Source organism: Rhodanobacter sp. Soil772, assembly GCF_001428385.1.
GTDB lineage: Bacteria > Pseudomonadota > Gammaproteobacteria > Xanthomonadales > Rhodanobacteraceae > Rhodanobacter.
This window is the reverse complement of record NZ_LMSK01000004.1, coordinates 237,490-251,349: the sequence shown is the minus strand read 5'-3', so window position 1 is coordinate 251,349 and position 13,860 is coordinate 237,490. Positions and strand designations below refer to the sequence as shown.

Below are 13,860 nucleotides of genomic sequence, written 5' to 3'. Positions count from 1 at the left end.
GACGGCGTTCCGATACGTCCACCGAACGGTATGCCACTCGCCCTGCGAGGGTTCAAAGTATGCACTGTGAGGCGCTTTCACGGGTAAAGCCGGCGGCCGCGCCGGCTTCGTCGCCGCTGGAGCACCGAATCCGCCTGATCAAGGAAAAGACGAGAACAGATTGCCGCGCGTCAACGCGGCAGATAGGCGCGCAGGAACATCTCGACACCGGCCCGCGCCGTGGTCTCGATTTCCTCGACGTAGCTCTCGGGGCATTCGGTGCAGCCGAACATCTGGCGCATCATCAGGTTGCCCTTGATCAGGGTGAGGAACTGCACGCTGGCGCGCGGCACGTCGTCGATGTCCAACTGGCCGGCGTCAACCGCCTGCTGCAGCAGGCGTTCCATCAAGCCATGCGTACGCGTCGCGCCCTCTTCCCAGATCAGCTTGCCGTAGCGCGGGTTGCCCTGGCGGCAGTCGCTGAGGATGGCGCGGAACGTGCCCACGGTCTCGGCGTTGCAATCGAGGTGGGCATGGGTCAGCGCCACCCGCAGCAAGGTGTCGTGGATGTCGGCGTGCGGATCGAAGAAGTAGGTCTCCTCCGGCAGCAGGTCCTGGATGCGCGAGCGGATCACTTCGCGGAACAGGTTGTCCTTGTCGCCGAAGTGGCTGTACACGGTGAGCTTGGACACGCCGGCATCCGCCGCGATCGCGTCCATGCTGGTACCGGCGAACGCGTTGCGGATGAACAAGGCCTTCGCCGCCACCAGGATGGCCGCCCGCTTCTCCATGTCCTTCGGGCGACCGGGACCCTGGGGCCTGACTGGCGCGCTGGTATTCATGCCTCCACCTTCACAAACGGGAATTCTGGCTTTATTATACGCAGCGGTTCAATTATTTTCCAAGATGGTGCCGGAAGCACGCCCTGGCACCATCCGCGCATGCGCCCGACAACGGGTGACGTCCGTCAACCGCTTGCGATGACTTCCGGCACTTCGTGACCCGCCATGCAACCGGCAGGCTTGTCACCGTCGTGAGCGCGTCATTGTAGGAGCGGGCGCAAGCGCTTATCCTTTTTGACCTTTTTCGATCCGTACGGGACACGAGCAAATGGCGATGAATATCGAGCAGGCGCGGCTGAACATGGTGGAAAACCAAGTGCGCCCGTGGGAAGTACTGGATGGCCGCGTGCTGGACGTGATCAGCCGCGTGCGTCGCGAGGACTTCGTCGCCGCCGAGCACCGCCAGCTGGCGTTCGCCGACCTGTGCCTGCCGCTGGGCCACGGCGAAGTGATGATGAAGCCAGTGGTGGAGGGCCGCGTACTGCAGGCGCTGGAGCTGCTGCCCACCGACCACGTGCTGGAAATCGGCACCGGTTCGGGCTTTCTCACCGCCTGCCTGGCCACCTTGTCCGCCCAGGTCACCAGCATCGACATCCATGCCGATTTCAGCGCGACCGCCGCACGGCGTCTGCAGGCTGCCGGCATCACCAACGCCAGCCTGGTCACCGGCGAAGCGGTCAACGAGTGGCAGCCCGATGGCTTGTTCGATGCGCTGATGGTGACCGGTGCGGTGCACGCGATCCCGCCGCGCTGGCTGAGCTGGCTCAAGCCCGGTGCACGTGCGCTGGTCGTCCGCGGCCAGTCGCCGGTGCAGCAGGCCACCTTGCTTACCCACGAAGGCGCCGGCCGCTATCGCGAAGAAGTACTGTTCGAAACCGACCTGCCCTATCTGACCCACGCCGAACCGCCGCAACGGTTCGTGTTCTGATTTCGCCCCCGAATCGATCCCCACGAGGCACCCCATGCGTTTGAAGCTGCTCACTCTTGCACTGGCCCTGGCCGCCATCTCGCTGCCCAGCCACGGCGAGGATCTGCTCGATGCCTATCGCGAAGCGCGCGCCAACGATCCGGTGCTGTCGCAGGCCGATGCCACCCGACTGGCCATCGGCGAAGGGGTGGACCAGGCACGCGCGTCGCTGCTGCCGCAGATCGGCGCGAGCATGGGCCTGAGCCAGACCAACGGCGGCAACCAGATCGGCCACAGCCGCGCGCGCACGATCAAGGGTACGCTCAGCCAGACCGTGCTCGACTTCAGCAAGTACGCCAACCTCAAGGCCGCCCATTCGGCGGCGGATGCGCAGGACGAGCAGTACCAGGCGGCGGCGCAGGAGCTTTACGGGCGCGTGGCCGCGGCCTACTTCGGCGTGCTGACCAGCGAGGACGAACTGACCTACGCCAAGGCCAACGAGGATGCGTTCCGCCAGCAGTACGAGCAGTCCGACCAGCGCTTCAAGGTCGGCCTCTCGGCGATCACCGACGTGTACCAGGCCAAGGCCTATTACGAGGCGGCCAAGTCGCAGACCATCGCCGCGCAGAATGCGCTCAACGATGCCCGCGAGGCGCTCACCCAGATCACCGGCAAGCCGACCGGCGACCTGAAGAAGCTACGCGACGACCTGCCGATGCAGCCGCCGGCGCCGGCCGATCAGGAAAGCTGGGTCAAGCAGGCGCTGGAAACCAATCCCGACCTGCTCACGCAGAAATACAACGTGGAAACGGCCCAGCACAACATCAGCGCCGCGCGTGCCGGCCATCTGCCGACGATCACTGCCGGCGTCACCTACGGCAAGGGTGCCGGCTGGTCGGAAAGCGACGTCTCCGCCCGTTACCGCGACCCCGCCTCGACCACGATCGGGCTGACCTTGAACGTGCCGATCTTCTCCGGCGGCGCGACCCAGTCGCAGGTGCGCCAGTCGATCTACCAGCGCGATGCCGCCACCGACGCGCTGGAAGCGCAGCGGCGCCAGGTGGTACGCAACACGCTCAACTACTACCGCTCGGTGATCGCCGGCATCGCCCAAGTGGAATCGGCCAAGGCTTCGGTGGATTCCGGCCGCAAGGCGCTCGAAGCGACCCGCGCCGGCTTCGATGTCGGCACCCAGACGATGACCAACGTGCTGCTGGCGATCCAGACCCTGACCTCCTCGGAAAGCAGCTACTCGCAGGCCCGCCACCAGTTCATCCTGAACAAGCTGCTGCTCAAGCAGACCGCGGGCACGGCCGACCTCAAGGACATCGAGGAGATCAACGCGCTGCTGCAGTAAACCGCCGCGCGCGGCATGCGAAGACGGCCGGGCTCACACCCGGCCGTTTCGTTTTGTGCATCGTCATTCCTGCAGCAGCGCATCGACCAGTTGCATGACCCGCTGCACGGCACCGCGTTCGCGCTCGAAGACTTCCTGCGCCGCCTGCCCCATCCGTCCGCGTTCCGCGGCATCGAGCAACAGCTTCAGCACGGCCGGACCCAGCCGCTCGGCATCCGCCACGCGCTCGGCGCCGCCCTGTTCGATCAGGCTGCGGGTGATCTCCTCGAAGTTGAAAGTGTGCGGGCCCACCAGCACCGGCACCGACAAGGCCGCCGGCTCCAGCACGTTGTGGCCACCGATCGGCACCAGACTGCCGCCGACGAAGGCGAGGTCGGACGCCGCGAAGAACGGCATCAGCTGCCCCATCGCGTCGATCACGAAGACCTGGTGCGACGCCGACGGCACGCCTTCGAGGCCGCGCGTGGCGACCGTGAAACCGAGGCTGCGCACCGCGTGCTCGACCAGCTTGAAGCGTTCCGGATGACGCGGCGCGAGCAGCAGCAGCGCGTCGGGCAACCGCTTCAACACCTGCAGGTGCGCCTCCAGCGCCGCCAGTTCCTCACCCTCGTGGGTGCTGGCCGCCATCCATACCGGCCGTCGCGGCCCCCAGTGCTCGCGCATCGTCGCGCCTTCGGCTACCGCGCCGCCCGGTATCGGCATGTCGAACTTCATGTTGCCGGTGACCAGCACTTGTTGCGGGTCGGCCCCGAGCAGGCGATAGCGTGCCGCATCGGTGCGCGACTGCGCGGCGATCAGGTGCACGCAGCGCAGCGCCGAGCGCAGCAACCCGCGCAGCGGCTTGTAGCCGCGCAGCGAGCGTTCCGACAATCGCGCGTTGACGATCATCAGCGGGATGCCGCGCTTGCGGCAGGCGTGGTACAGATTCGGCCAGATCTCGGTTTCCACGATCAGCGCCAACCGCGGCCGGACCTTCTTCAGGAAGCGGCCTACCGCATACGGCAGGTCATACGGCAGATAGACGTGGAACACGCTGTCGCCGAACAGCTGCTGCACGCGCGCGGTGCCGGTCGGCGTGACCGTGGTGACCACCAGCGGGGCATTCGGATAATCCCGCCGCAGCGCCTTGATCAGCGGCTCGGCTGCATTCACCTCGCCCACCGACACCGCATGCACCCACAGGCTGCCGCTGAAGCCGGGCGGATCGAAGAAGCCGAACCGCTCCGGCCAGCGCCGATGGTAGGGCCGCGAACGCACCCCACGCGCCAGCAGCCGCAGCACCAGCAGCGGCGTCACCAGGAACATCGCGAGGGTGTAGAGATAGCGCAACGTCAATGCCCGTCAGTCCAACGCGGCAGTATACGAGAGCGGATGAGCGGGAACGGCACACCGGACTGAAGCATGCGGCACGCTGCCGCTCCCGCTTCCCCGCCTCCACTACAATACGCATGATGCCCGGCATGCCCCGCCCCACCTTCACCCGTTCGCTGCTCGCGCCGCGCCATTGGCCGGCGTGGCTGGGCGTGGGCGCGATCTGGCTGATCGCGCGGCTGCCGCAGCGCGCACTGATGTGGCTGGGCCGCCGGCTCGGCGCGCTGGTGCGGCGGGTTCCCTCCGCGCGACGGCGCATCGCCGCGGCGAACATCGCGCTGTGCTTTCCCGAACTCGATGCCGCAGCGCGCGCCGCGCTGGTCGACGCGAACCTGCGCGACATCGGCCTGATGCTGGTGGAGTTCGCACTGGGCTGGATGGGCAGCGACCGGCGCATGGCCGCCATCCCGACCCGCATCGAGGGGCTGGAACACCTCGAAGCGGCGCGCGCGCAGGGCAAGGGCGTGCTGCTGGTCGGCGGGCACTTCTCGCACCTGGAGCTGAGCGCGCGGCTGGTCTCGCAGCGCATCCGCATCGCCGGCATGTACCGCCGGATGGACTCGGCCGTGTTCGAGTGGGTGGTGCTGCGCGCGCGGCTGGACTACGCCGACGCGATGTTCGAGAAGGACGACATCCGCGGCACCGTGAAGTACCTGCGCGGCGGCGGTACCTTGTGGTACGCGCCGGACCAGGACATGCGCAGCAAGGACACCGTGTTCGTGCCGTTCTTCGGCATACCGGCGGCCACCATCACCGCCACCCATCACCTGGCGCGGATGTCCGGCGCGCTGGTGATCCCGTTCTTCCATCGCCGCCTGCCCGGCGGGCAGGGTTACGCGCTGCGCCTGGGTGCCCCACTGGACGGCTTCCCCGGTACTGACGTGGAAACCGACACCGCCCGCGTCAACGCCTGCATCGAGCAGATGGTGCGCGAGGCGCCCGAGCAATACCTGTGGGTGCACAAGCGCTTCAAGACGCGGCCGCCCGGCACACCCGCGATCTACTGACCCCTCCGACAGCCGGGTGAAAGCCTGGCTCGCCGAAAATTGCGCCACTTTCGAGACCCGGGTCGACCCCGACGACCCGCCTCGCCGCCGAGTGGCGACTTTGCGCAACCACCTCGACCCCCGCAGACCGCCGGGCCTTTTCGGCTTGCGGCACGGCCGGGCCGAAGAAGACGCGATGACTCGCCACTCCCTTGCACCGCACCGGCAAAGGAGTTGGAAAAGTGAGCGACGCCGCTTCGCGGGGAACACCCGCCCTGCCCATCCTCATGTACCACAACATCGCGCGCGCACCGCGCGACCTGCGCGTGTACCGCAGCTTGTTCGTGAGCCCGGCCGCATTCGCGCGGCAGATGTGGCTGCTGCGTCGACTCGGTTACACCGGGTTGTCCATGTCGGCCGCGATGCCGTACCTGCGGGGCGAACGCAGCGGCCGCATCGCCGTCATCACGCTGGATGACGGCTACGTGGACAACTTGGACTCGGCCCTGCCCATCCTGCAGCGGCACGGCTTCAGCGCCACCTGCTACGTGGTCAGCGGCAGCATCGGGCGATACAACCAGTGGGATGCCGAGCGGCTGGGCGTACGCAAGCCGCTGATGTCGGTGGAGCAGCTGCGCCATTGGCACCGCGGCGGCATGGAAATCGGTGCGCACAGCCGCAGCCACCCCCGGCTGACGCAATGCGATGACGCGCAACTGCGCGACGAGATCCACGGCAGCAAGGCGACGCTGGAGGATCGCCTCGGCGTACCGGTCACGCAGTTCTGCTACCCGTATGGCGACGTCGACGAGCGCGTGGCCAGCATGGTGCGCGAAGCCGGCTTCGCCGCTGCAACCACGACCCGGCGCGGGCGGGCCTTCACCGGCATGGACCTGTGGCAACTGCCGCGGGTGCAGGTGGCGCGCCACCACCTGCTGCCGCAGTTCGCCCTACGGGTGCTGTCGCGCTATGAGGATCGCCGCGCGTGAAGCTGCTCTTTGTCGGCACCAACCCCGAGAACACCGGGGCCGCCAGTCACTTTGTCGCGCTGGCGCAAGCCATGGCCGAGGCTGGGCATCAGGTCGGTGCGGCCGTCTACCCTGATGGCCCGATCTGGCAGGGGCTGGCCCGCTCCGATGTCCGTCGCTACGAGGCGAAATTCTGCAATGTGTTTGATCTGCGCGGCTATGTCGCCGTCATCAAGGCAGCGCGACAGCTGAAACCGGACTGGCTGGTGGGAAACTTCGGCAAGGAATACTGGCCGCTGATCCTGATCGGACGGCTGCTGCGCGTGCCGGTGGCACTGTTCCGGCATCGCACGCCGCCGATGAAACGCCTTTCCGCCTACCTGATCCCGCGCCTCGCGCAACGCTTCTTTGCCGTCTCGAAGCACGCCCGCCAGGCCTACCTGGATCGAGGCATTCCCGGCCAGCTGGTACGGGTGCTCTACAACCCGGTCAACATGGAACGGTGCCGGCCCGATCCTTACCGGCGCAGCGAAATCCGGCGCTCGCTTGGTCTGGATGAGGACGCGATCGTGCTCGGCTACAGCGGCCGCATGCACAACGGCAAAGGCATCTTCCCGCTGTTCGAAGCCGCCAGCGCAGCCATGGCAGAACAGCCACGGCTGCATTGCCTATGGCTGGGCGACGGCCCGGATGCACCGGCGCTGCGTGAACGTGCCGCGGCGGATCCGACCGCGAGCCGGCATCACTTCCTGGGCTGGATCTCTGACGTCCACCCCTATTACAGCGCACTCTCCATGCTGGCCTTCCCGTCGATCGCCACGGAAACGTTCGGCCGGGTCTCGGTCGAGGCACAGGCCGCCGGCGTCCCCGTGCTGGGCAGCGACATCGGCGGGATTCCCGAGACACTCGAGGCGGGCGTGACCGGCCTGCTGCTGCCGCCGGGCGACGCGGATGCGTGGCGCGACGCGATCCTGAAGCTGTGCGATCCGGCCCTGCTGGCGTCGATGAGTGCCGCCGCACACGACTACGTGCAACAGCATTTCAGCATGCAGGTGATCGCCGGTCAGTTCCTGCAGATACTGGCCGGAAACTGAGCCTTCGAGCCCGTTCAGTCCCGCGGCCGCCGCCGCTCGTACAACTTGGCGTATTTCAGGAACGCGTAGAACGCGTGGATGCGCGCCGCGATGAAGCCGGCCCAGCCGGAGCGCCAGTGCCCGCGCAGCACGTAGTAGCGCAGGAACGCCACGGTCGGATACGCCACCATGCGCAGCCGCAGCCAGCCGACCTTGCGTCTGACCAGGTCGGGCAGTTGCAGGCTGGAGTAGCGGTTCGCCTTGGCCACGCGTCCGGCGATGTCGGGTTCGCCGTAATGATCGATGACCACGTCGAGCACACCCACCGGGCCATCCACCTGCACTTCCTCGTGCACCTCGTGATCGCTCATGCGCGCGCGTTGCCGGTCGAACAGGCGCACGTAGTGATTCAATCGGCCGCGCCGCGACTGCCAGCGCCAGAACTGCCACTCGCGCCGCCACAACTGGTAACCCGCATGGGCCGGCGCCAACAGCGCCTGCTGCAGGTGCGCGGCGGCGTCCGTGTCCAGCGATTCGTCGGAATCCAGCAGCAGTACCCAGCGATGGCTGGCCAGGTCGATCGCCGCCTGCTTCTGCGCGCTGTAGCCGGCGAACGGCTGTGTGTGGATGCGTGCGCCGTAGTGCGCGGCGATCGCCGCGGTGGCGTCGGTCGAGCCCGAGTCCAGCACCACGATCTCGTCGGCCCAGCCCACTCCGCGCAGGCAGGCGTCGAGCGTATCGGCGCTGTTGAACGTGGTCACCACCACCGACAGCGGCTCACGCGCCATCGCGAGTCTCCAGGGGGCGTGCTTCTTTGAGGAGTCCGGCATGGATGCCGGGCTTTGCTTTGCCGGCAGGGACGCCGGCCACAAATAGACTGGCGCACCACAGCCCGAGCAGCCAGGCGAACAGCAGCCCCCACCACGCCGAATAGAACGCCAGATGGGTGTTCAGCGGGAACAGCATCACGCCCAGTGCCAGGGTGACCGGAAACGCCCGCGCGCGCGCCGCGGCCCCGACCCGGCGCCATGCGCGCCACGCCAGCACCACCGCGGCCAGCCACAGCAGCAGGCCGAGCGTGCCGGTTTCGGCGAGCACCTCCAGCACCAGCTGATGTGCATGGCACGCGCCCTCACCCACGCCGCAGGCTTCCGTGGTCACCACGAAGTGATCGTTCGCCGCGGCGTACTGCGGATACGCATAGCGGAAGCCGCGCACGCCGACGCCGTTGATCGGGTGCGCCATGAACATGTTGACGCCGGTGTGCCAGATCTCGAGCCGGCCGCTGAGCGCGGTGTCGATGGACTGGTCGGTGCCGTGCAACGCGAACAGGGTGCGCTCGATGCGGTCATGAAAGCGCGCGGAAGTCTTCCACGCGATACCGCCGGCCAGCGCCAGCAGCACCGCCGCGACCACACAGAAACCGGCAAAGCGCAGCGGCGAACGGGCCTCGCGCCAGGCAAAGCCCAGCGCCACCAGCGCGTAGCACAGCCACGCCGCACGCGAGCCGGCCAGCAGCACCGGCCCCAGCACCAGCGCGAATGCCAATAGCAGACCCGGCAGGCCCCAACGCCACCGCGCCACCCACAGCGCGAACGGCGACAGCACCGCCAGGGTCGGCCCCAGCTTGAGATTGTCCGCGCCGAAGATGCCGGAGACGCGCTCGGCCTCGGCGTGCCCGCCCAAGCTCCAGCCGGTCAGCGCCTGCAGCCAGGCGTCGGCGCACCACAGCGCCAGCACCCAAGCCACGGCCACGTACAGCGCCTGCAGCTTGTGCTCGCGGCGGATCGCGAAACACGCGTACAGGCCCAGCGGCGCATAACGCAGCAACGCGGCCACGGTGCCCCAGCTCTTGCCCGGCATGATCGCGTCGACGGCGGAGAGCAGCGCAGCGCCCGCGTAGGCGGCCAGCAGCCACAGCAGCAGTCGCGCGCCGGCATGCTGGCGCAGCGCCTGCGGCTCGCGCGCGAACAGCATGATCACGCCGAGCAGGCACAGTGCGGTGCCCAGTTCGGAGCTGCGCCCGAACGGCAGCAGCGCGATCACCAGCCAGAACGGCAGCAGCGGGGAACGCAGCGCGGCCTTGAGTGAGGTGGTGAAGGAATTCATGCGCGAGCCGGAACGGGGAGATCACGCATTGTAGGCGAGTGCGCACACCCGCCAAGCAAGCTCTCAGCCGGCGGTCACTTCGTCGTACAGCGCCAGCGTGGCCTGTTGCATGTCGACCAGGCGGTAGCTCTGCAGCGGCGAGATCGGCGGCGCCACCCGCAGCAGCTCGGCGGCCCGCTCGACCAGCCGCTCGCGGTCGCCCGGCGGCACGCGGCCGGCCGGATACAGTTCGGCCAGCAATTCACCGACGCCGCCGTGCGCGTAGCCCAGCACCGGCCGGCACAGCGACAGCGCCTCGATCACCGTGCGCCCGAACGATTCGGGCTTGTTCGACAGCTGCAGTACCAGCGCCGAGATCGCGTAGATGTCGCGCACGTCGTGGCGCGGCGGCGTCAGTACCACTTGCGAGGTCACTCCGCGCAGGCGGATCAGTTCCCGCAATTCGGCCAGGTAGGCCTCGCGGCCAGGTTCGATCACGCCCAGCAGCAGCAGGCGCGCCTCGATGCCGCGGCGCTTCAGGTCGGCCAGCAGCTCGATCGCATCGTGGTGACCCTTCAGCCGCGTGCCGCGCCCGGGCAGGGTCAGCAGCGGCGCGCCGGCCAGCACCGGAAACTCGGCGAAGAACGCCTTCTGCCAAGCATCGTCGGGGCGGTGCCCATAGGGAAATGCCACCGGGTCGATGCCGCGCGGAATCACCCGCACCTTGCCCGGCTCCAGCCAGCGGTAGTGACTCAGCACGTAGTCGCGCAGGGTCTGCGAAACCGCCACCACGCGCTCGCCGCGCAGCAGGATCGCGCTGTAGCGGCCCGGCGAATTGAGCCCGTGCACGGTGGTGACGAAATGCGGCCGCGGCGTCATCCCCTTCAGCGCCCACCAGCCCATCCAGGCCGGCAGCCGCGAACGGGCATGCACGATATCGGGCTTCAGCTCACGCAGGACCCGCCGCAACGCGCCAAGCCGGGTCAGCGTGCCCAGCGACTTGCGGCCAAGGTCCAGCGTGATGTGTTCGCTGCCTTCGGCCTGCAACTGCTCGGCCAGCCGCCCGCCGGCCGAGATCACCACCGAGCGGTGGCCGGCCTGCACCAGCGCCCGTGCGATCTCCAGCGCCGAACGCTCCGCACCGCCGGAATGCAGCGCGGGGATCAGTTGGACCACGGTCAGCAGCTTGACGGGCACGGCAATGCTGGACATGAGCTCGGGGCTGGAGGCTTTCATTCTCTGGAGGCATGCAAAAATAATGCCGCCAGCGGGTCGGACGGGCCCGGACGATCAGTCGCGCAAGACGTAATGCGCGCCACAGTAGGCGCAGGTTGATTCGCCGCCATCGTCGACGATCGGCAAGTACACCTTCGGATGCGAATCCCACAGTGCCATACCGGGCATCGGGCAGGACAGCGGCAGGTCGGCGCGCGTCACTTCGTAACGATTTTCGGCATTTGCCGGCATCAGCGACGCCGTCGCGGAAAGGGGGGATGGCATCAGTGGACTCCAGACTGGACATCAGGCCGCAAATGGTAGCAGGCTGCAGCCTTCTGTCGGGGGACAGCGCAGGGGAAACCAGGGGAAAACCACCGCCGCGGCGCCCAGCCGTCAGGCCGTCGCGGCGACCGTCATGAAGTGATCACACCACCCTCGACCCGGCGCCTTGCGCCGGGCCAACTGCAACGGGCTCAGGAGCTGACCATGGATTCCGGAAAGATCGTTGAACGCGTCAAGGCCATCCTGACCACACCCAGGACCGAATGGCCCGTGGCCGCCGCCGAGTCGGCCACCGTGCAAGGCCTGTACACCGGCTACATCGCGATCGTCGCCGCTCTGCCGATCATCGCCGGCTTCATCAAGGGCAGCCTGATCGGCACCAACCTGTTCGGCATCACCGTGCACGCCTCGATCGGCAGCGGCATCGCCAGCATGTTTCTGCAGTACGTGCTGTCGCTGGCGATCGTCTACGTGGTGGCGCTGATCATCAACGCGCTGGCACCCACCTTCGGCGGCCAGAAGGACATGCTGCAGGCGCTGAAGACCGTGGCCTACGCCTGGACCGCCAGCTGGATCGCCGGCATCGCGGTGATCGTGCCGTGGCTGGGCTGGCTGGTCGCGATCGCCGGTGCGATCTACGCCATCTACCTGCTGTATCTGGGCCTGCCGCACACCATGAAGTGCCCGCCGGAGAAAGCCGGCGGCTATACCGCGGTCAGCGTGATCATCGCGATCGTGCTGAGCTGGATCGCCGGCGCGATCGTCGTCGGCGCGGTCGGCACCGCCGCGATGACGGGTGCGGCGACGGGCGGCATGCACGTCACCGGCAGCAACGGCGACAGCGTCACCATCGACGGCAACAGTGCGCTCGGCAAGCTGGCCGCGACGAGCCAGCGCGCGGAGCAGGCCGGCAAAGAGGTGGAAGCGGCGCAGAAACCCGGCGACAGCAACGTCGAGGCGCTGGCGCCGGACCAGATCAAAACCTTCCTGCCCGACAGCCTGGGCAACCTCAAGCGCAGCAGCCTGTCGGCCGAGCGCAACAGTGCGATGGGCATGCAGACCTCCCAGGCCAGTGCCAGCTACGCCGCCGACAACGGCCAGCACGTCACACTGGAAGTCTCCGACACCGGCGGCGCCAGGGGCTTCATGTCGCTGGCCGCGGCGATGGCGCCGGAAGAGGAAAAGCAGACCGACCACGGCTACGAGAAGACCTACAGCGTCGACGGCAACCTGGTCCACGAGGAGTGGGACACCCAGTCGAAGTACGGCGAATACAGCATGGTGGTCGGCAAGCGCTTCACGGTGAAAGCCAACGGCAACGTGGACAGCATCGGCCAGCTGAAACAGGCGGTTGCCAGCATCGACCTCGGCAAGCTGGAATCGCTGAAGGATGCGGGCGTGAAATCGAACTGACCCGATCCATCCGCCCACAAAAAAACCGCGCCGGCGATGGCGCGGTTTTTTTGTGGGCCACGGAAATTTACTTGGCCGCGGCCTTCTTCGGCACCGAGCCTTCGGTGGTGATGCGGATGCTGAGTTCGTCGCTGACGTTCGGCACATAGGCGCCGACGCCGAAATCCGAACGCTTGATGCTGGTGGTGGCGTCGAAGCCGATCGACGGCGCCTTGGTCATCGGGTGCGGGCCGACCTTGTTCAGCGTCGCGTCCAGCACTACCGGCTTGGTCACGCCGTGCACGGTGAGGTTGCCGCTGACCTTGAACTTGTTGCCGCCCAGCGGCTGCACTTCGGTGCTCTTGAAGGTCACCACCGGGTACTGCTCGGCATTGAGGAAGTCCGGCTTCTTCAGATGCTCGTCCAGCGCCGGCACGTGCGTGTCGAGGCGGGCCAGCGGCAGGGTCACTTCCACGCTGGAGTTGGCCGGATGCTGCTCGTCGAACACCAGGGTGCCTTCGCCCAGGCCGAAGTCGGCGGTGGGGTTGGAGTAGCCGAAGTGGTTCCAGCTGAACAACACCATCGTGTGGCTGGGGTCGAGCTTGTAGGTGACCGGGGCGGCCTGGACCGAGACGGCGGCGCCGAGCAGGCCGGCGAGAGCGAGATACTTCAATGCACGCATGAAAAGGCTCCTGGAAAGTGGGGCGGGAAAGTGGGGATGCGACGTGGACTTCAGGCGATCGTGCAGGCTTCGCCGAACGCGAGGCGGGGGCTGCGCGCGAACAGGTTGCGGCTGGCGTCGCCGTAGCCGATGCTGATCAGGAAGTTCGACTTGATCGAGGTGCCGGCGAAGAACGCCGCATCCACGCCGGCATTGTCGAAGCCGGACATCGGGCCGCAGTCCAGCCCGACCGCCCGCGCCGCCAGCAGCAGGTAGGCGCCCTGCAGGGTGGCGTTGCGGAACGCGGTGGTGTCGATCAGCGGCTGGTTGCCGACGAACCAGCTGCGCGCGTCGGTGTGCGGGAACAGCCGCGGCAGCTGCTCGTAGAACTCGTGGTCGGTGGCGACGATCGCGGTGACCGGCGCTTCCATGGTCTTGGCGCGGTTGCCGTCGGACAGGAACGGTTCCAGCTTCGCCTTCGCCGCCTTCGACTTCACGAATACCACCCGCATCGGCGAGCAGTTCGCGCTGGTCGGGCCGAACTTGGCCAGGTCGTAGAGCTGGTGCAACTGCCCGTCGCTCACTTCTTTCGGAAGCCACGCGTTGAACGTGCGGGCGTTGCGGAACAACTGGTCCAGACTGGCCTCGGAAAGCAACTCGCTCATCGGTATCCTCTGTGGAAAGACGCGCCGGCAGTGACGCTATCTTGCAAGTGTATAGGTGGTCGCACGAGAAC

The 13,860-nt window shown here is 67.4% G+C and carries 14 protein-coding genes; 6 read left to right on the top strand and 8 right to left on the bottom strand.

Translation table 11 applies throughout. From position 1 onward, the window contains the following. Nucleotides 1-170: 170 nt before the first annotated feature. A complete protein-coding gene (locus ASG75_RS14955; protein ID WP_056391284.1) occupies nt 171-821 on the bottom strand; it encodes a TetR/AcrR family transcriptional regulator in 651 nt (216 codons plus the stop codon). A gap of 268 nt (nt 822-1,089) precedes the next feature. Between ASG75_RS14955 and ASG75_RS14950 the strand changes: the two genes are divergently transcribed. Further along, nucleotides 1,090-1,749, top strand: a complete 660-nt coding sequence (locus ASG75_RS14950) for a protein-L-isoaspartate O-methyltransferase (RefSeq protein ID WP_056391281.1) — start codon at nt 1,090-1,092, stop codon at nt 1,747-1,749. Between the two features lie 34 nt (nt 1,750-1,783). Then, complete coding sequence (locus tag ASG75_RS14945) at nt 1,784-3,085, top strand: TolC family outer membrane protein (RefSeq protein ID WP_056391279.1); 1,302 nt, start codon at nt 1,784-1,786, stop codon at nt 3,083-3,085. A 63-nt stretch (nt 3,086-3,148) separates the two neighbouring features. Here ASG75_RS14945 and waaA read toward each other — a convergent pair whose 3' ends face one another. Beyond that, the gene (gene waaA / locus ASG75_RS14940; RefSeq protein WP_056391411.1) at nt 3,149-4,414 is read right to left on the bottom strand and encodes a lipid IV(A) 3-deoxy-D-manno-octulosonic acid transferase; all 1,266 of its coding nucleotides are present in this window, start codon (nt 4,412-4,414) and stop codon (nt 3,149-3,151) included. Between the two features lie 131 nt (nt 4,415-4,545). On the opposite strand from waaA, the gene lpxL reads away from it, so the two are divergent. The 3 genes from lpxL to ASG75_RS14925 all read left to right on the top strand — a co-directional run bounded on the left by lpxL (nt 4,546) and on the right by ASG75_RS14925 (nt 7,504). Beyond that, entirely contained in the window at nt 4,546-5,463 is a 918-nt protein-coding gene (gene lpxL / locus ASG75_RS14935; protein ID WP_082547641.1) for an LpxL/LpxP family Kdo(2)-lipid IV(A) lauroyl/palmitoleoyl acyltransferase, read from the top strand. A gap of 266 nt (nt 5,464-5,729) precedes the next feature. After that, nucleotides 5,730-6,431 carry a polysaccharide deacetylase family protein gene (locus tag ASG75_RS14930; RefSeq protein WP_056391276.1) on the top strand — a complete coding sequence of 234 codons (702 nt, stop codon included), beginning with the start codon at nt 5,730-5,732 and terminating at the stop codon, nt 6,429-6,431. Beyond that, nucleotides 6,428-7,504 (top strand): glycosyltransferase family 4 protein, encoded by a 1,077-nt coding sequence (locus ASG75_RS14925; protein ID WP_056391273.1) that lies wholly within the window; start codon nt 6,428-6,430, stop codon nt 7,502-7,504. Before ASG75_RS14930 ends, ASG75_RS14925 begins: the two co-directional genes overlap by 4 nt. Before the next feature lie 14 nt (nt 7,505-7,518). Here the strand turns inward: ASG75_RS14925 and ASG75_RS14920 are convergent, their stop codons facing one another. The 4 genes from ASG75_RS14920 to ASG75_RS14905 form a co-directional block, all read right to left on the bottom strand. Further along, complete coding sequence (locus ASG75_RS14920; RefSeq protein WP_056391270.1) at nt 7,519-8,271, bottom strand: glycosyltransferase family 2 protein; 753 nt, start codon at nt 8,269-8,271, stop codon at nt 7,519-7,521. Beyond that, nucleotides 8,261-9,592 (bottom strand): O-antigen ligase family protein, encoded by a 1,332-nt coding sequence (locus ASG75_RS14915; RefSeq protein ID WP_056391267.1) that lies wholly within the window; start codon nt 9,590-9,592, stop codon nt 8,261-8,263. Before ASG75_RS14915 ends, ASG75_RS14920 begins: the two co-directional genes overlap by 11 nt. Before the next feature lie 63 nt (nt 9,593-9,655). Continuing rightward, the gene (locus ASG75_RS14910) at nt 9,656-10,783 is read right to left on the bottom strand and encodes a glycosyltransferase (RefSeq protein WP_056391264.1); all 1,128 of its coding nucleotides are present in this window, start codon (nt 10,781-10,783) and stop codon (nt 9,656-9,658) included. Nucleotides 10,784-10,861: 78 nt separating this feature from the next. After that, entirely contained in the window at nt 10,862-11,071 is a 210-nt protein-coding gene (locus ASG75_RS14905; protein WP_056391261.1) for a zinc-finger domain-containing protein, read from the bottom strand. A 204-nt stretch (nt 11,072-11,275) separates the two neighbouring features. On the opposite strand from ASG75_RS14905, the gene ASG75_RS14900 reads away from it, so the two are divergent. Further along, nucleotides 11,276-12,484, top strand: coding sequence for a Yip1 family protein (locus ASG75_RS14900; protein WP_056391258.1), 1,209 nt, complete (start codon nt 11,276-11,278; stop codon nt 12,482-12,484). Nucleotides 12,485-12,551: 67 nt separating this feature from the next. Here ASG75_RS14900 and ASG75_RS14895 read toward each other — a convergent pair whose 3' ends face one another. Beyond that, complete coding sequence (locus ASG75_RS14895; protein ID WP_056391256.1) at nt 12,552-13,145, bottom strand: YceI family protein; 594 nt, start codon at nt 13,143-13,145, stop codon at nt 12,552-12,554. A gap of 50 nt (nt 13,146-13,195) precedes the next feature. Continuing rightward, complete coding sequence (locus ASG75_RS14890) at nt 13,196-13,789, bottom strand: malonic semialdehyde reductase (RefSeq protein ID WP_056391253.1); 594 nt, start codon at nt 13,787-13,789, stop codon at nt 13,196-13,198. Nucleotides 13,790-13,860 lie beyond the last annotated feature (71 nt).